Source organism: Micavibrio aeruginosavorus ARL-13 (genome assembly GCF_000226315.1).
GTDB classification, from domain to species: Bacteria; Pseudomonadota; Alphaproteobacteria; order Micavibrionales; family Micavibrionaceae; genus Micavibrio; species Micavibrio aeruginosavorus_B.
The window spans coordinates 1169723-1188204 of the sequence record NC_016026.1 but is presented as its reverse complement, the minus strand read 5'-3'; the positions used below and the strand labels follow the sequence as shown (position 1 = coordinate 1188204).

At 55.0% G+C, this 18482-nt stretch carries 18 protein-coding genes; 15 read left to right on the top strand and 3 right to left on the bottom strand.

The window, feature by feature from the left end; genetic code table 11:
- Positions 1-59 precede the first annotated feature (59 nt).
- The gene (locus MICA_RS05680) at positions 60-863 is read right to left on the bottom strand and encodes a hypothetical protein (RefSeq protein WP_014102755.1); all 804 of its coding nucleotides are present in this window, start codon (positions 861-863) and stop codon (positions 60-62) included.
- A 114-nt stretch (positions 864-977) separates the two neighbouring features.
- On the opposite strand from MICA_RS05680, the gene MICA_RS05675 reads away from it, so the two are divergent.
- Together MICA_RS05675 and MICA_RS05670 are read left to right on the top strand one after the other, a co-directional pair.
- Positions 978-1595, top strand: a complete 618-nt coding sequence (locus tag MICA_RS05675; protein ID WP_041793858.1) for a ribonuclease HII — start codon at positions 978-980, stop codon at positions 1593-1595.
- A 167-nt stretch (positions 1596-1762) separates the two neighbouring features.
- Positions 1763-2977, top strand: a complete 1215-nt coding sequence (locus tag MICA_RS05670) for a site-specific DNA-methyltransferase (protein WP_148260429.1) — start codon at positions 1763-1765, stop codon at positions 2975-2977.
- On the opposite strand, the gene MICA_RS05665 is transcribed toward MICA_RS05670, so the two are convergent.
- Together MICA_RS05665 and mutY are read right to left on the bottom strand one after the other, a co-directional pair.
- Positions 2978-3952, bottom strand: coding sequence for a DUF4852 domain-containing protein (locus MICA_RS05665; protein ID WP_014102752.1), 975 nt, complete (start codon positions 3950-3952; stop codon positions 2978-2980). It abuts the gene before it with no gap.
- 50 nt (positions 3953-4002) lie between these two features.
- Positions 4003-5151, bottom strand: a complete 1149-nt coding sequence (gene mutY / locus MICA_RS05660; protein ID WP_014102751.1) for an A/G-specific adenine glycosylase — start codon at positions 5149-5151, stop codon at positions 4003-4005.
- Here mutY and MICA_RS05655 point away from each other — a divergent pair.
- From MICA_RS05655 to MICA_RS05595, 13 genes are all read left to right on the top strand, one after another.
- Positions 5150-5635 (top strand): DUF721 domain-containing protein, encoded by a 486-nt coding sequence (locus MICA_RS05655; RefSeq protein WP_081463066.1) that lies wholly within the window; start codon positions 5150-5152, stop codon positions 5633-5635. The two genes, mutY and MICA_RS05655, sit on opposite strands and share 2 nt — an antisense overlap.
- A gap of 100 nt (positions 5636-5735) precedes the next feature.
- A complete protein-coding gene (locus MICA_RS05650) occupies positions 5736-6539 on the top strand; it encodes an inositol monophosphatase family protein (protein WP_014102749.1) in 804 nt (267 codons plus the stop codon).
- A 63-nt stretch (positions 6540-6602) separates the two neighbouring features.
- The gene (locus tag MICA_RS05645; protein WP_014102748.1) at positions 6603-9341 is read left to right on the top strand and encodes a hypothetical protein; all 2739 of its coding nucleotides are present in this window, start codon (positions 6603-6605) and stop codon (positions 9339-9341) included.
- 296 nt (positions 9342-9637) lie between these two features.
- Positions 9638-10375 (top strand): thioredoxin domain-containing protein, encoded by a 738-nt coding sequence (locus MICA_RS05640; protein ID WP_014102746.1) that lies wholly within the window; start codon positions 9638-9640, stop codon positions 10373-10375.
- Positions 10376-10423: 48 nt separating this feature from the next.
- Entirely contained in the window at positions 10424-13897 is a 3474-nt protein-coding gene (gene smc / locus MICA_RS05635; RefSeq protein WP_014102745.1) for a chromosome segregation protein SMC, read from the top strand.
- Positions 13894-14271: an AtpZ/AtpI family protein gene (locus tag MICA_RS05630; protein WP_014102744.1), complete on the top strand. Its 378-nt coding sequence runs from the start codon at positions 13894-13896 to the stop codon at positions 14269-14271. The genes smc and MICA_RS05630 overlap by 4 nt, the downstream gene beginning before the upstream one ends.
- Positions 14272-14315: 44 nt before the next feature.
- Entirely contained in the window at positions 14316-15065 is a 750-nt protein-coding gene (locus MICA_RS05625; protein WP_014102743.1) for a F0F1 ATP synthase subunit A, read from the top strand.
- 72 nt (positions 15066-15137) lie between these two features.
- Positions 15138-15362, top strand: coding sequence for an ATP synthase subunit C family protein (locus tag MICA_RS05620; RefSeq protein WP_014102742.1), 225 nt, complete (start codon positions 15138-15140; stop codon positions 15360-15362).
- A 52-nt stretch (positions 15363-15414) separates the two neighbouring features.
- Positions 15415-16050 (top strand): F0F1 ATP synthase subunit B family protein, encoded by a 636-nt coding sequence (locus MICA_RS05615; RefSeq protein ID WP_014102741.1) that lies wholly within the window; start codon positions 15415-15417, stop codon positions 16048-16050.
- Positions 16051-16061: 11 nt separating this feature from the next.
- Positions 16062-16553: a F0F1 ATP synthase subunit B family protein gene (locus MICA_RS05610; protein ID WP_014102740.1), complete on the top strand. Its 492-nt coding sequence runs from the start codon at positions 16062-16064 to the stop codon at positions 16551-16553.
- A 122-nt stretch (positions 16554-16675) separates the two neighbouring features.
- Entirely contained in the window at positions 16676-17293 is a 618-nt protein-coding gene (locus MICA_RS05605; RefSeq protein ID WP_014102739.1) for a nicotinate-nucleotide adenylyltransferase, read from the top strand.
- A 271-nt stretch (positions 17294-17564) separates the two neighbouring features.
- Positions 17565-17969 carry a ribosome silencing factor gene (gene rsfS, locus MICA_RS05600; RefSeq protein ID WP_081463065.1) on the top strand — a complete coding sequence of 135 codons (405 nt, stop codon included), beginning with the start codon at positions 17565-17567 and terminating at the stop codon, positions 17967-17969.
- Positions 17970-18037: 68 nt separating this feature from the next.
- Positions 18038-18481, top strand: coding sequence for a 23S rRNA (pseudouridine(1915)-N(3))-methyltransferase RlmH (locus MICA_RS05595; protein ID WP_014102737.1), 444 nt, complete (start codon positions 18038-18040; stop codon positions 18479-18481).
- Position 18482: the final 1 nt, after the last annotated feature.

Genomic DNA, 18482 nt, shown 5'->3' with positions numbered 1-18482 from the left:
ACTGGGATAATTCATTGCATGTGGCTCTGGATGCCCGCCTGCGCGGGGATGACGAAAGATTAGGGGTTGAACACCTTCATCTGCTGGCCCTGCAAATAATCCCGCAACACATCCAATCCGCGCCCGCCATCATACGGCACACAAATGCGCTTATCCGCGATATACGGTGGCAGAGGAAGCGGTGCGCCTACGCCAGTTTCACGCGAAATACGAATTTGCGGGGTGGCATCCGGTGAATCTGTATCCGGCACGATCACATCGGTGGGTGTAAAACCCATCCGTTCAACGAATTTCAACGTCACAGCAATCCAATCACGATTGAGCAACGATTGCGCCCGCGCATCCCCTTGTGCGGCCTGTTTGGCCATTACCCGGAATTTACGTTGCGCCAGCCCAACCCCCAATTCGGTTATCACCCGCGCTCGCCCCATGGCGGCGGAGGCGGCGGTGATATCGTCATACATAAATCGGAACAACGATAAATCGCGCAGATCGGCCGGATCGGCGATGATGGTTTCTTCCACCTTCGTGCAATCCATCCGGCGGGTTTGCGTGTCACGAGACAGATGCAGAAAACGGCTATAGGCTGCGGGCACGCCATCCTTCATGGTGATGGTTTGGCGGTACCGCAAATCACCGTTCATTTCCCGGTCGTGGTAATCCTTCACAACATTGAACATCAGTGTTGCACCGACCCAGTTAAATTCGCGGGACAGGCGTTTGTACCATCCCTTCACCGCATCGTAATCCCCCAGTCGCCCGGCATGGTCATGCAGAATCGCAGTCATGCCCTCGCCCTTGGCCGCGGCAATGTCGCGCAACAAGGCATCGGGAATGGCAAATGGACGGGCGCTCAGGGTCATTAATTCAACCTTATGAAAAAAGAAAATCGACCATGCCAGCCCTATCCACAGGGGGCAAGAAAAATCCGGGCCCACCCCTGTTCAGCCCCGGAAATCCGCCGTAAAACCGGAACCATGTCCTGTTCATTTGATCTGGAAGACGGTTTCAACGGCCCCGTATGCGGGCTGGACGAAGCCGGGCGCGGCCCGCTGGCTGGCCCGGTTGTAGCGGCCTGTGTCTATGTTCCGCCCGCCGCGCGCGATCTGGATTTCTGGGCCGGGGTCAATGACAGCAAAAAGCTGACCGCCAAGAAGCGCGATGCTCTGTTCGATCTGATCCAGACCCACTGCATCTGCGGCATTGCCGAGGCCAGCGTGGATGAAATTGACCAGATGAACATCCTGCGCGCCAGCCTGCACGCCATGACCAAGGCGTTTGATATGGCCGGTGGCCAGCCGGGTTGGCTGGCTTTGGTGGATGGGAACCAAAAACCCAAACTGCCCTGCACCATCCAAACCGTTGTAAAGGGCGATTCAAAAAGCCGCTCCATCGCCGCCGCCAGCATTCTGGCCAAGGTCACGCGGGATCGGATCATGGAGAATTTGTGCACCCAATATCCGGCCTATGGCTGGAGCAAAAATGCGGGGTACGGCACGGCCATTCACATGGCCGCCATCACCGAACACGGCATCACCCCCCATCATCGGCAAAGTTTTGCGCCGATTAAAAAGGTTGTGGGCGCGGCCCGCTAACAGACTCAAAAACCACGGAAATCCGAGTCTGTTCTTCCTTTGTTTTCACCTCAAGACTCTGCCATAACACACTGACTCTACACATTGAATCGAATTTTATGCTTGACGGTGAATCGCCAATGATTCATGATTCTGTGGATAAATCAGCTCCCCCTTGGCAGGACATCATGGCGACAAAGAAAACAACAACGACCTCCAGCAAAACCTCGACCACCAAAGCAAAAACAACAAAAAAGCCTTTGGAATCGAACGGTAAATTGCCCCTGAACACCATTCAGAAAGGCGATTGCGCGGAAATTATGCGGTCTTTGCCCAAGGGATCGGTCGATATGATCTTTGCCGACCCCCCGTATAACCTGCAATTGGGTGGCGAATTGCACCGCCCTGATAATTCCAAGGTCGATGCCTGTGATGATCATTGGGATCAATTCTCTAGCCTGAAAACCTATGATGATTTCACAAGAGAATGGCTCTCGGCTGCGCGTGATTTGCTGACCGATGACGGTTCAATCTGGGTCATTGGTAGTTATCACAACATCTTCCGCCTGGGCACCATACTGCAGGATCTGGGGTTCTGGGTGCTGAACGACATTGTCTGGCGCAAGGCCAACCCGATGCCCAATTTCCGGGGTCGCCGCTTTACCAACGCCCACGAAACCCTGATCTGGGCCGCCAAATCCGAAAAATCCAAATACCGCTTTAACTACGACGCCATGAAGGCCCTGAACGAAGATGTGCAAATGCGCAGCGACTGGTTCCTGCCGCTGTGCACGGGCGGTGAACGTCTGAAAGATGATAATGGCGAAAAGGCCCATCCGACCCAGAAACCGGAAGCCCTGCTCTACCGTGTCCTGATGGCTTCCACCCTGCCGGGCGATACGGTTTTGGACCCGTTCTTTGGCACTGGCACAACCGGCGCCGTGGCCAAAAAGATGAAACGGAACTGGATCGGTATCGACCGCGAAGATTCCTATATCAAGGCCGCGACCAAGCGTATTGCCGAAACCAAGGCTGAAATTGACAATGATTTGCTGCAAACCGTGTCCAAACGCGAAGAACAACGCATTCCGTTTGGCTGGTTGATCGAGCGTGGATTACTGAAGCCGGGCGCGGTCCTGACCGACCCGAAACACGAACATACGGCCAAGGTGGGCGCGGACGGTAACCTGATTACCGACACCGCCGATGGCGGCCAGCAACGCGGATCCATCCACCGCATGGGCGCGGCGGCCCAAGGCGCGCCATCCTGTAACGGCTGGACATACTGGCATTACCGTGATGGTAAAAACTACCAACCGATCGACAATTTGCGGCAGAAATTACGCACAGAACTGGCCAAACGGCCCGATACAACGGGGACCGAGGCACGAACGTTGCAGTGATTATTCAACGACCGTTGGCTTAAGTAACCCCTTATCTTCAGACGGCAAGACCAAAGCATCAACAGGGTTTTCGTTTTGTTTTGCCCTGCGGCGCTTACCCTTGCCGTTTGAGAAGCTTTCTGAATACATCAAAAGACGTTTATTTTGATCTGCAAAGATATCGTACCCATCAATACGGGCAAAAAACACACCTTTTAGAGGACCGTTTCCGACCCTCGTGAACTCCTTAAACTGCAGCATCGTTACCTTTAAACGTACAAAAGCCACGCGCTCATAGTTCATAAGCTTAAGCTTATTCGGCAACCCCTCAAATTGACGCAGGGATTCTTGCATATAGAATTCAGCCACCTCAGGCTTGACAGGAATATCCCTAAGACTGAAAGGCAGATTGAAATTCAAAACAAGGTTTCTTGGGTAATTCTCAATCGTAGACTTAACGCCGCAAATATCATCGCTAACATTGTTATATCGCGTATCTAAACGCGAAACGCCGATAAATTGCGACTCTGGCTCAATTAAAAATTTTTCCGCCCCAATATCATAACGATCCAGATATATGGGCATTATAACTTCAAATGTCTGAGGAAACTGGGTTATGTTTTTCTGGATATAATCGCGCGTAACGCGGCGAATTTCCTGCCATTCAAAATCATTGTGGTAAAACTTGGTGTACATCTCGCATTCATTGATAAGCAGGTAATTATCAATATCATCATCACTATCAATATTTGGCAATGCCACCGCCCAATACATTTTGGACAGATTTTCAATCGTCATGGGCACATATTCGTCAACAACAGGCTTTAACTTACCATCGTCACCGATCAATGGGTCCACAGCTGGTGTCGTTTCTGCAGGCATCGCATCTTGCGCCATCGCAACTGCGGGACAGAAACCAAACAGGGCCAGCACCGCCAACGCCGGAATCACGCACAGACGGGTTCGCACACTCACATTAGAGTTTTGAAAAAACATTCTATTAAATCCCCTCTAAAAACCTGCACACCCCGCCAAGGATGCCAGAATTATTTTAGAATACAAAGATTTACGAATTTTTTAAACACAGTTGGAAATCCGATTTCTGACAATTCGGCCAGCGGATGCCAGAATTGGCCCGGTTCCGCCACGAAGCCCTTTTTGGCCTTGCCCACCACCCCGATCAGGTCCAGATCGAAGTGGGTGAAGGTATGGCGAATGGCCCCAGGGTTATCCCGTACCCGCTCCAGCCCCGGATATCGGTCGGTGACGTAATCCATGATATCCGGCTTTTTCCGCCCCTTGATGACCGGACGATCCGCCCATTCTGTGGTGGGCAAACCAACCATGCCGCCCAGCATTCCGGTATCCGGACGCCGCTCCAGCAACACCGCATCGCCCGCCGGGTTGGTAATCCAGTAAATCAGGCCCCAGCGTTGTGGCCGGGCCTTCTTGGGCGCTTTGGCGGGTAACTCCGCCGCAATGCCCTGCGCCCGGCCCGCACAGCCATCCCGCACCGGACACAAATCACAGCGCGGATTTTTTGGGATACAAACCGTCGCCCCCAAATCCATCATGGATTGGGCAAAATCACCGGGACGATCCGTCCGCCCCTCCGCCAAGCCAGCGGCCAAGGCGCGAATTTCCGGTTTTGACCCGGGCAATGGATCGGTCACGGCGAAGTACCGGCTGATCACCCGGTCCACGTTTCCATCAATGACTGTCGCAGGCAGGTCAAAGGCAATCGCGGCAATCGCCGCCGCCGTATAATCCCCAACACCCGGAAGTTTTTTCAATTCTTCCAATGTATTAGGAAATTTCCCTTTGTTTTCACGTGAAACAACCTGGGCGCATTTATGCAAATTTCTGGCCCGCGCATAGTACCCAAGCCCGGCCCATGCGGTCATGACCTCCTCTGACGAAGCCATGGCTAGATCATGAACGCTCGGCCACTTATCCACAAATTTTCCGAAATAGGGGATAACCGCCTGAACCGTCGTCTGTTGCAACATCACTTCGGACAGCCAGACATGATACGGATTTGCCGTAAAACAGGGCCCTGCAGAAGGACTTACCCGCCACGGCAGAACCCGCGCATGGGTATCGTACCAGGCCAGCATTTGCGCCCGGAAAAGGTCGGTTTGCGCCCCTTCCTTTTTCTTGTGCGAAGGGCGCGGGATCGGCATAGTCGTTGGCATGAGTCTCCGTCAGCTTTCAGAAGCGATCCCCAAGGTGACCGGCAAAATTTTCAGCCGGAAATATATCATGCTGGGCCGCCTTGTCACGCACTGGGCCGACATTGTCGGCGCGGATGTGGCCGATCGTTGCCATCCCGCTGAATTGCGATTCCGGAAAGTGCCCAACCAGAAGCACGCCGAGGTGTCGCTGGATATCGCCGCCGGGTCAGCCGACGCCACCCTGCTCCATTACCGTAAGGACTTGATTCTAGAGAGAATTAATCAGATTTTTGGTGAGCAGCTGGTGGCCGCCATCCGCTTCGTCCCCTTGGTGGTGAGCGAGCAGGATCGGAAGAAGCGCGCCGCTGCCCTGCGCCCCCGCAAACCTTTGTCGGCGACCCAGAGCCTGGAACTCAATCAACTCCTTGAAAAAGTAGAAGATCCTGACATAAAAGAACGGCTGGCCCGGCTTGGAACTTCGATTTTACAAGACCGCCAAACCTAGGGTATAAGAATCCGCCTTATCGAAATACGAGAGCAGACAAAAAACGTAACAGGGACAAACTTCGTTCTCATTACCAGACAGATACAAAGAGAGTAAAACCATGGCCCTATCGCCAAACGTCAATGTCATGCTCCGGGCTGCAGAAAAAGCGGCCCGTTCCCTGCTTCGCGATTTTGGCGAAGTCGAACAATTGCAAGTATCGATGAAAGGCCCGGCCGATTTCGTGTCCGCCGCCGACCGTCGTGCTGAATCCATTATTTACGAAGAACTGTCCAAAGCACGCCCGGATTTCTCCTTCCTGATGGAAGAAGGTGGCGAGGTCAAAGGCCGCGATGGTGAAAACCGTTTCATCATCGACCCGCTGGATGGCACCAACAACTTCCTGCACGGTTTGCCGCACTGGGCCATTTCAATCGGTTTGGAAACCCGTGGCGAAATCGTCGCCGGGATTATTTATGACCCGGTGAAAGACGAAATGTTCCGCGCGGAAAAAGGCGGCGGAGCCTTCATGCGCAACAAACGCCTGCGCGTCTCTGGCCGCCGTGATCTGACATTGTCGGTTATTGCTGGCGGGGCCCCGGCCCTGACCCGTGGTGACCGCCCGGCCTATCTGCGCCAATTGAACGCCATTTTGTCGCAAACGGCTGGTTTCCGCCGGAATGGCGCGGCGGCCCTGGATCTGGCCTATGTTGCCGCCGGACGCTTCGAAGGATACTGGGAAGCGGATCTGAAGCCGTGGGATGTCGCCGCCGGTGCATTGATCGTCAAGGAAGCCGGCGGTTTCGTTGGCACGATCAAAAATTCTGGCAAGGGCAACGCCATTTATGATGGCGATGTTCTGGCCACCAATGACTCGCTGTTTGAAACACTGCGCAAAATACTGGCGAATGCGGCGAACGAATAACGCGCCGCATTCCACGCCTTAAAGACTGCATAAAAGAATAATTTTTTTACAGGGATTACCGCCATGAAATTATCGCGCACCATACTGACACTGATGACGGGGACAGCCATCGCCCTCGGCACGGTCGGGTATGGTTCGCACGCCATGGCGGCTGATAATGCTCTGTCCGCCGATGAATTGACGATGCAGGCTTTCGAGCAAATGCAATCCGGTTCATCCCCAACAACGGCAAAAGCCAAACCCGCAGCCACACCGTCAATGACGGGGCCATCCATGACTGGCCCTTCAATGACCGGGCCGGCTATTGCCGTGCCCAGCAATGTTGGTGCGGTTCTGTCCGGAACGACACAACCGATCGCACAAGCCCCTGTGAAAGAACGCCAGGTTCGTGCTGTTGCTGCGGTTCCGCCAACAACCGCCATGCCCAACATCCCCCTGCCACGGACCGATGGTGTGGAAATTGATCTGGGCGTGTTGAATAACACCAGTACCGAACAGCCGCACCCCGTCGCCAGACAAAATGGTGCCGTTCAAAAAACACAAGCCAAACCGCAACCAGCAACACCCGTTTTAGACACGCCTGCAACAATTGAAATTTCATCGCAGACACATCCGGGGAAAAACAGTGCTGTTTCCGGTCTGTTAACGGCGCCTGAGGCTGTGGCCACTGCACAACAAAACCCGCCTGTTATCGCGGCGGCACCAGTAAAAATGCCGACACAGGCCCCGGCCGAAAAAATTGAATTGCCAAAGGCGGCCCCAAAAACCGAAATGGCGGCGATTGCGCCATCCGAGCCGGCTGTCAAAACGGTTCCATCACACCCGATTTCCGCACCCTCGCCGCAGAAACTGGCACAAAAACCAGTTGTAACCGAAAAGGCAAAGGTTGAAGTCCGGGATGTCGTCGTCGCGGCCAGCGCGCCTAAACAAGGAACGGTCAGCACCAACCCCGACGGATACACGGCTATTATCGCGCCAAAACCACAAAAAATGGAGCCGAAAACAGCTCCGGAAATTGTGAAAGCTGAACCGCCACCATTACCGCCGGAAGCTGAAAAGGTTATCGCGCAAATCGAAAACATGCCCGTTAATGCACCACGCGCGCCGGATGCTGGCACAGCCGCATCATTCCCGATCAGCATGAAGGGTAAAACCGATGCACCGGGTATTGACCGCGTATTGATGCAAACGGGACGCATTCCGTCGGATACAATTACACTGTCCAAGGTTCAATCGACGGACCCGTCCGTTCCGCCGGTTCCGGCATCCCCCGTTGCAACGGTGGCCGCCGCAACAGTGAAAGAGACGGAAGAAGCACCGAAAATTATCGCCGAAACAACGGTTGAGCCGGAAGAGGCAAAACCTGCGCCGATTATCCTGAGCAAGGCACCGGATACAGAAGACCAACCGGAAAGCACCGTCGCGGAAAAATCGGAACCAATTAAAACCCGCACGATCAAAGTACAGAAGATCGCGAAAAACGCACCCATTCCGGCAGAAAAACCGGCTGTCACAGCACAAGCAAACGATGAGCCCGCCGTGGCAAATGATGATGCCGCCGCTGATATGGTTGCTGCCATTGCCCCGGCTGCAGGTGAAGTCGATACCCCTGTGACTGAAAAAATTGCAATTGACGCCCCCGTTCCGGGACGCCGTCCGGCCATCCAGAACGCGTCGATTGAATTTGTCGAACGTGCCCGTCGGACCTATCAGGCCGGCGAAGTTTATCGTGTTGCCACACGCACAGCCGATGAAGATGAATTTGAGCGCACGGCCCCTGCCTATCAAGCCACCGCATCTTACTCCGGTGGTGCCATTCCGGCTCCGACCCTGAGTGTGGCCGATCTGGGCAGTGATCCGCTGGCGCGTCAGGTTGTCGATATGTCGGCAGAAGATATTGCCGTCGCCTTGAACAACATTGAAACGGCCGCAGGTACCGGATCAATGATGAAAAACAATTCCGCCCGTCCGTATGGTACGGCCTATGACCAGATGCCCGTGGTGCAACGTGGCTTTATCTTCCGCCCGAAGGATCGTGAGAAAGAAGCCCTTGCAGAGCGCGAGGCCATGGACAAGGCAGAAATGGAAATGGCCCAAAACGACATGGCGGCCGTTGAATCACAAGCCGAGCACCCCATCGTTGCGTCCGAAGCCCCGATTGCCAAAACGGAGCCCCTCGTACAAAAACCACGCACGCTGGCTGTACCGCCGCGCCCGCCGGTTGCCATTGCACCGGTTGCGCCGGAACCAATAACGGAAGAGCCCGAGCAAAAACGGACGGACGTAACAACGGACGATGCAGAGACCGCGATGGTTCTGGCTGAACGCCCGGACGCTCCGCGCCCGGGTCGTAAACCGGTTGTCGAAGATCAGGTTGCCACCGCGGCTGATCTGAACACTCTTGAACCTGCCGCCAAGGGTGATAGCGCCGAAACCGCCGTTATTGCCGAAGATACCCCGGCGGCTATCGCCAGCCGTACCTCCCCCATCAGCCTGTCCTACGACAAGGGTGTGGGTACGGTTTCCGATGATGTGCTGGCCGAAACCATGGGCGACCTGTTGACCCGGATGAAGGATAATTCCGACCTGCGGGTTCAGATCGTGGCCTTCGCCAGCCCGGTTGATAACAGCCAGTCCGGCTCCCGCCGCACCGCCCTGTCCCGTGCCCTGAATGTTCGGGCCTGGATGATGGAGAATGGCATTGATCCATCCCGCATGGATGTGCGCGCCCTGGGTGTAAACCCGGACAGCCCGGAAACCGACCGTGTGGATATGGTCGTGGTTGGCGCGGAACAGAACTAACCTATTAAAAATAAACAATAATGTATAAAAGGACACTGTCATTCCCGCGAAAGCGGGAATCCATGGTGACTGGCCGCTAAAGCGTAAGGATTCCCGCTTTCGCGGGAATGACACCGAAGAAAAACTTTCCACCCCGCGCCCCCCTTCAATTGTGGATAAACACATCCAAAAGGCGCGGATTCATTGACAAATTGGTCATAAACCTTGATTTTAGCGGCATTCCTGTTTACACATCGATGGCAACTTTTATGGCAAACCCTTAATCCGGGCCTGCCACGCGTTATGGGGCGCACACAATGACCGTCAATAACAAAACTCTGTTCGTGGTTCTGATCCTGGCTGCCGTCGTTCTGGCTGGTGGATCCTTTGCCTTGTTCAAAAACAAGATGAGCAATGTGGATACATCCATCACTGCTGAAAGCGACGTGGTGGCCGACCTGACTGAAATGGCCCCGGCCGCCGCCGCAACGGAAGACAAAACGGACTCCAAAACATATGACGTCAGCAGCGACCCCTTCGCGCCGCGCACACTGGGCAACCCGGATGCCCCGGTGAAGATCGAGGAATTTGCCTCGCTGACCTGTAACCATTGCGCCCATTTCCACAACGATACGTTCGGCGCATTGAAGGAAAAATTCATTGATACGGGAATCGTCCACTTCACCTTCACCGATTTCCCGCTGAACGCCCCGGCGCTTCAGGCTTCGATGATCGCCCGCTGTATGCCCGGCGAACGTTATTTCACCTTCATTGGCCTGCTGTTCAAAACCCAGGAACAATGGGCATTCAGCCAGGAACCGGCCAAAATCCTGCGCCAGAATGCCAAGCTGGCAGGAATGAGCGACGGGTCCTTTGACGCCTGCCTGGCCAATGACAAGTTGAAAGAACACATTGCCAATACGATGCAGGCCAAAGCTGAAAAATATCAGGTCAGCTCGACCCCCAGCTTCATTTTCAATGATGGTGCGGCCAGCATGACGGGGGCACAAGCCATCGACAGCTTTGCCCAAAAGATTGAAGAGCTGAATAAATAATCAGCAGCGTAACAAAACAGTTTTTGTAAAAACGGAAAGAACAGGCCCATGGTTCATTTTAAACGCGTCCGCATGAACGGCTTTAAATCCTTCGTTGAGAAAACCGACGTTGATATCGTTCAAGGTCTGACCGGTGTTGTTGGTCCGAACGGTTGCGGTAAATCCAACCTGGTCGAAGCCATTCGCTGGTCCATGGGTGAAACATCGTCCAAACGCATGCGCGGCGGGTCCGGCAGCATGGAAGACGTTATTTTCAACGGCACCGCATCCCGCCCACGCCGTTCCTTTGCCGAAGTTACCGTTATTCTGGACAACACCGACCGTTCCGCTCCGCCGCAATATGCGGAATGCGACGAAATCGAAGTGGTGCGCCGTATCGAGCGCGACCACGGGTCCAGCTATAAAATCAACGGCAAGCCTGTGCGCGCCCGCGATGTGCAATTGCTGTATGCGGACATGATGTCCGGTGCGTCATCCCCGTTCCTGATTTCTCAGGGCAAGATGACTCAGATGATCACGGCAAAACCGGCCGAACGCCGCGTTCTGCTGGAAGAAGCCGCCGGAATTACGGGCCTGTACGCCCGCCGTCACGAGGCTGAACTGCGCCTGCGCGCCACCGACAACAACCTGAAGCGTGTTGAAGACGTTTTGGGCGGCATGGATACGCGCCTGAACAGCCTGAAAAAACAAGCGCGTCAGGCCAGCAAATATCGCACACTGGCCACCCAGATCCGCCAGTTGGAAGTGATGATTGCCACACTGGATTATCGCAACGCTTACTCCCAATTGCGTGAAATTGAACGCGTCTATGGCGAAGCGGAAAGCCTTGTAGCCGAACGTCTGTTGGTTGTCACCGGCCTGACCGAAACGCAAAACAGCCAGTCACAAGACCTGCCTGACCTGCGCATGAAAGACGCCGAATTTGCGGCCTCCCTGCAAACGCAGAAGCTGGCCCTGCAACGTTTGGAAGACGAAGAACAACGCCTGTCCAACGAAATCCGTGAATCCAAGGCCCAACTGGATCAAGCCCAGCTGGACCATGCGCACGAAACCACGACGTTGACCGAAAACACCACGATCATCGAACGTCTGGATGCCGAAGAAGCCACGCTGAAAGCCGATCATGAAAATGAAGGGGCCAAGCTGCAGGAAAAAGAGGCGCAGAAAGATGCGCGCGATGCAGAAGTCAGCCGTCTGGAAGAAAAACTGCAAACGTTGACCGAGCAATTCGCCGACGTTCGCGCCCGCCGCCAAAGCCTGGAAAACCAGATCAATGCAGACCGCAACCGTCTGGAACAACTGCGTGACCGCCTGACCCGCGTGGAATCGCAACTGGCCGAGAAACAGGAAACGCTCCGCGCTGGCGACCAAGCCACACCGTTGCGTGAAGCGCTGGAAATCCTGGAGAAAACGGCTGAAACGTTGCGCGCGGCGATGCAATCGCTGGAAAGCAACCTGACGGAATCCCGTTCCAAACTGGATACCACCCGCGAAACCTTCCAACAGAAGCAACGCGAAAAAGGTAAACTGGACGCGGAAATCGCAACGCTGACCGAAATTGTTGAGGCGTATGCCGAAGGCAACTTCAAGCCGGTTCTGGAAGATATCAGCGCCGATGAAGGTTTCGAAACCGCTTTGTCCAAAGCCTTGGGCGATGCGCTGATGGCCTCGCTGGACGAAAGTGCTCCGGTGGTCTGGAAGATCCGCAACGTTGCCGATCTGCCGTCCCTGCCCGCTGGTATGTCCGCGCTGGAGCCGCATATTAAGGCCCCGGCCGCTGTCAAACTGGCCCTGTCCCAGATTGGCGTTGTTGAAAGCGAAGACGAAGGCCATACCATCAGCCAACAACTGAAGCCGGGTCAGGCTTTGGTATCCCGTGACGGCGCTTACTGGCGTTGGGACGGCCTGTATATGAAGGCCACCGCCGCCGATCGTCACGCGATCCAGCTGAAACAGAAGAACCGTCTGGCCGAACTGGTCGTGATGGTTCCCGCACTGGAAGCCGAACTGGCCGCCGCGAAAATCGCGTTTGAAGAGGTTCAGGCGAAAGTCGAAACGCTGCAAACCGAACGCCGCGAAACGCAAAACACATTGCAGTCCACGGATCAGGATATTCGCATTAAGCGTTCGGAATTGAACCGCGCGATTGAATCCCAATCCGCGTTACAGGCCGAACTGGCAAAACTGGAAGAAGCTTTGTCCCAGGCCCGGATTGATTCCGAAGCCCTGGAACAACGCGTCGCCGAAAATGCCCGTGAACTGGACACATTCGACGAAGTGGCCATGGCCGCGCAGCAGGAAGAAATTGAAACCCTGCGTGCCGAACTGGCGACCGCCCGCGAATCCATGCACGACGCTATTCGTGAACTGGAACAGGTCCGTCAAGAACACGCCCGCCGTGCCTCCCGTTTGCAAGCGATCGAATATGAACGCACATCCCTGCAAAACCGTTGCGCCCGCGCGACCGAGCGTCTGGCGGAACTGAGCGAACGTGAACAAACGCTGACGCAGAAAATTGAATCCCTGCAACAGCGCCCGGGCGAAATCCGCGATATCAAGGAACGCCTGCTGTCCCGTATCGCCGAAATTGAATCGGAAAAGAGCATCATCAGCGACCAGCTGGCCGCCGCAGAATCCGATTTGAACGATACAAATAAAGCGCTGAAATCCGCTGAAAACGATCTGACCGAAGCGAAAGAACGCCGGGCCCACGCACAGGCCACCGTCGCCGCACGTCAGCAACAGATCGAAACGATCATTCAGCAGATCCGCGACCAATTCGACATGTCACCGGAAGAACTCTCCGCCCATGCCGAAATCAATCCGGACAGCCCGCCGGTTCTGGAACAGCTGCGTCACGAACGTGAAAAAGCCGTCCGCGACCGAGACATGATTGGTCCAGTCAACCTGCGCGCCGATGTTGAGGCTGAGGAACTGGAAGCTGAACTGGGCAACATGCTGAAGGAACGCGACGACCTGGCCCAGGCCATCGACGAACTGCGTTCCGCCATCAGCACCCTGAACAAGGAAGCCCGCGAACGCCTGAACACCGCATTTAATCAGGTGAATACGTACTTCCAGCAAATGTTCACCCGCCTGTTTGGCGGTGGCAGTGCGCACTTGTCCTTGGTCGAAGCCGATGATCCGCTGCAAGCTGGTTTGGAAATCTTCGCCCAACCGCCGGGCAAGGTTCTGCAATCCCTGACCCTGTTGTCGGGTGGTGAGCAAACACTGACGGCCACGGCGTTGATCTTCGCGATCTTTATGACCAACCCGTCCCCGATCTGCGTACTGGACGAGGTGGACGCCCCGCTGGACGATGCCAACGTTGATCGTTTCTGTGACGTGTTGACCGAATTCGCGGCCAAGGGTGAAACCCGTTTCATCCTGATCACCCACCACCGCCTGACCATGGCGCGGATGGACCGTTTGTACGGTGTGACCATGGCCGAACGCGGTGTATCACAACTGGTCTCGGTCGACCTGAACAAACAGCTCGACTTCCTGGATGAAGCGGCGTGAGCAACGACAATCACACCGAACCCGACCATGAACGGCTGAAAGCCCTGTCCGACACCTTGGCCGACATGAAGGCCAAGGAGGACGCGGAATCAGCCCGCCAGGCCGGAATCCGCAAGGATGCCGATAATATGAGCAACGGTGTCCGCGCCGGGGCCGAACTGGTCACCTGCATGGCGGCCGGGGGGCTGATTGGATGGGGTTTGGATAAATGGCTGGAAACCCAGCCCATTTTCCTGATTATCTTCCTTTTGGCTGGCATTTTCACCGGTTTTTGGGAAGTTTATCGTATAACCCAGAACGCCGGGTCCGCCGTTGGATTTGCAAGGTTGCATCAGGACGAAAAAACGGTTAGAAAACCGGCGGAAAAAGACTGAATCGCCTAACTATTAGCCCCTTATGGGACCGGAGAGTTTAAACCGTGGCCGATCCGCTTCACCAGTTTGTAGTAACCCCGATTATTCCGATTGAAATCGGCGGGGTTGATCTGTCCTTTACCAACGCGTCCCTGTGGATGGTGATTGGCGCGGTCGTCTCGACTCTGTTCCTGACGATGAGCATGAAGCGCAAAGCACTGGTCCCCAGCCGGGCACAGGCTATGGCCGAAATGGTCTATGAATTCGTCGCCAACATGGTGCGCGAAAATATCGGTTCCGCTGGCCGTCAATATTTCCCGCTGATCTTCACCCTGTTCATCGTTGTGTTGATGGGCAACCTGCTGGGCCTGATCCCGTATTCGTTCACGTACACCAGCCACCTGATCGTCACGGGCGCTCTGGCCATTCTGGTGTTTCTGACTGTGCTGCTGATTGGCGTATTCCGTCATGGCATGCATTTCTTCTCCCTGTTCGTGCCGCCGGGTGTTCCGCTGTGGCTGTTCCCGCTGATCATTCCGATTGAATTGATTTCGTTCCTGATCCGTCCGGTGACATTGTCCGTTCGTTTGTTCGCAAACATGATGGCTGGTCACTTGATGTTGAAAGTGTTTGCCGGATTCAGCGTGGCGATGTTTGCCGCACTGGGTGCCAAGGGCATTCTGCCGGGCTTGCTGCCGATGGCATTTAATACCGTTCTGACCGCATTCGAACTGCTGGTGGCGTTGATCCACGCTTATGTGTTCGCGGTGCTGAGCTGTATTTATCTGAAGGATACCGTTGATCTGCACCACTAAGATGGGGCGGACCCAACGGGTAAATGGAACCACAAGTAACCAACTGAAACCAAGAAGAAGGAAGACCTGACTATGGAACTCGAAGCCGCAAAATTGATCGCCGCTGCACTCGCTCTGATGCCGATTATCGGTGTTGGTCTGGGCTTGGGCATGATCTTCTCCTCCTACAACGAAGCTGTAGGCCGTAACCCGGGCGCTTCCGAACTGCTGGACAAGAAATTCTTCCTGACCTTCGCTCTGACCGAAGCTCTGGCGATTTTCGCACTGCTGATCTCGCTGATCATCCTGTTCGGCTAATACCGAATAATTGATCTGCGTTTAAAGGACTCTGATAAGGGATCGAACTGGCATGCAACGTACCTTGCTTGAAAAAATGATCTGGATGATGGGCACCGCCGCAACTGCCTTGGCATGCGCGATGATGTTTGGCATCCAGACCGTTTTTGCCGCAACCGATGCCGCACATGGTGCAGACCATGGCGGTGGCAGTGGCGGCCTGCCGCAGTTCGATCCCTCATCCTTCAGCAGCCAGGTTTTCTGGATGCTGTTGACCTTCGCCGTTTTGTATCTGGTCTTCGCCCGCCGGGTTCTGCCCAAGATTTCCAGCGTGATTGAAAACCGGAATGAACATGTTGCGGGTGACCGTAACACGGCCCAACGCCTGACGGACGAAGCCGAAGCCGTTCAAGCCGCCTATGAGGCCAGCCTGAACCACGCGCGCGCCGAAGCCGCCCGGATCAGCATGGAAACCGAAGCCGGTATCAAAGCCAACTTTGAAACCGCACTGGCCGCCGCTGCTGAGAAAGCAGATCGTGAAATTGCCGCCCTGGATGCCCGCCTGAACACCGGGAAGCAGGACGCGATGAACGAGATGAACACCATCGCCGCCGAAGTTGCCGCCGCCGCCGCCCAAAAACTGGTCGGGATCGAAACCAACATTGATCAGGCCAAAACGGTCGTCAACAAACTGGCAAAAGCCGCGTAAGGGGCACCGTAATGGAACAATTGTTACACGATACCAATTTCTGGGTTCTGATTTCCTTCACCCTGTTTGTGGTGCTGGTATTCAAGGCCGCGAAAACGGCAATCCTTGGCAAGCTGGACGGCCGGATTGCGCAAATCCGCACGGATATTGAAACCGCCGAAAACCTGCGCGTCGAAGCACAGGAATTGCTGGCCCAGTATCAGCGCAAGCAACGCGACGCCCAGAACGAAGCCGAAACCATCATTGCAAACGCACGCAACCATGCGACGGAAATCCGCAAAACGGCCGAAGCCGAATTGAACGAAATGATTGACCGCAAGGAAAAGCAACTGGCCGACCGTCTAAAACGGATGGAAGACAGTGCCAAGGCCGAAATTCGCGCCTATGCGTCCGAACTGGCCGTCAAAGCCACGGCTGAAATCATTGCCAACCGCCTGGATGATGCGGGCAACGCCCGCCTGATTGACCAGGCCATCAAAACCCTGCCGTCCAATATGAACTAAGGTCAGGGATACCAAGTTTTTTAAACGGCGCGGGTTTTATTCCGCGCCGTTTTTCATTGGTATTCGGCCCCCGCGCACGGTAAATTTCTACATCATTGGCCACGACAGGAATCAGACGGCAAATGTCCTTTATCAGTGAACCGCATTTGCTGGACGGTCCCCGCTGGGCGGGGATGCGGATTGGATTATTGGGCGGATCGTTTAATCCTCCCCATGCCGGCCATGTGCATAATGCGCGCGTGGCGCTGGCGGCCCTGAAACTGGATTATGTCTGGTGGATGGTGACACCGCAAAACCCCCACAAATTTAATGGCGACACGATGAATTACGCCGAACGCATAGCCGCTTGCCGCGCCCTGACCGCCCAGCACCCCAAAATGCTGGTGTGCGGGTTGGAGGGTGAACTGGGCCTGACCCGGACGATTGATACGCTGGATATGCTGAAAACCCGGTTTAAACGGACCGATTTTGTCCTGCTGACCGGGTTTGATATTGTGCAGACCATCCATACTTGGCGGCATTGGCGGGATATTCCGGAATTGGTCGCCACCGCCCATGTGGCCCGGCCCCCGGCGCTGGATCTGGTCAAACGGGCCCCGTTGCGCCGTTTGCCGGTACGGAACCGGACCGTGCCCGATTCTGCCACCGCCGCCCCACTGGAGCCCCGGAACCGGTTCTATTTATTACACACGCGGATGGTCGATCTATCCTCTACAAAAATACGAAATAGCACAGAATAACAGTATGTTATTTCAATAACTTAATGCATTGCATCATGCAAAATCTTACCTTTGGTTTGCACCCCCTGCCCAATCCGTTTTATAATGGGGGTATGAGAAAAGCACATTTTGCATCTCTATATGAACAGGAGGGTTGCTGACGCTTGCGAAGGTCATCAAACGCCCTGCTGTACATATGTGCCATGGTACAAAACAACGCCCGAACGCGCGGAGCCGATTGCGCGCCCGGGCGTTTTTTATTATGGTGCTGTTCACATAAACCCATAGGAGGCTGTACATTTTAACGCACTATGAAAATGGACTAGAAAGTCCGGAATCCCTGCGGGATCTGATTGTTCAATCCCTGGATAGCGACAAAATCCAGGACATCGAAGTTATCGACCTGCGTAACCAGACCGCGATCGCCGATTATATGATCGTCGCATCCGGGACTTCCTCGCGCCACGTTGCCGCGGCGTGCGAAAAGCTGCGTGAACGTCTGAAGGGTGTTGGCCACAATGACGTGCGCATGGAAGGCGAAAAGCAAGGCGACTGGGTCGTTGTTGATGCGCTGGATGTCATCGTCCACGTATTCCGCCCGGAAGTTCGCAGCTTCTACAACATCGAAAAAATGTGGCGGTCCACACCGACACCACAAATCAGCGGCGTAACAAGCCCGCTGGTCACCGCGCGCTGATCTGAACCCAGCCGCCGGTTATATCCATAAAAATAAGCAGCCCGCCTGTCGGGCGTGTGTGCGCGCATATGTTCCATATCGATATCATCGCCGTCGGGCGAATGAAGCAAGATCCGTTTGCGGCCCTGTGGGGTGATTACGCAAAACGGTGTAGCTGGAAGATCAACCTGATCGAGCTGGACGGCAAATCCACCGCCGACGAACACCGTAAAATTTCCGAAAAGATTGGCAAGGATGGATACACCATCATGCTGGACGAGCGCGGCAAAGCCCTGCGCAGTCTGGATTTCTCGCGCAAGCTGGAAGGTCTGTCGGCGGAGGGAACAACCAAAATCCGCTTCATCATCGGCGGCGCGGACGGGTTGTCGGATGAACTGCGAAAATCTGCGGATTTCCTGCTTTCTTTCGGTGTTCAGACTTGGCCCCACATGCTGGTCCGCGTTATGCTGATCGAACAAATTTATCGGGCCCAGCAGATTATCGCCGGGCACCCCTATCACCGGGAATCCTGAC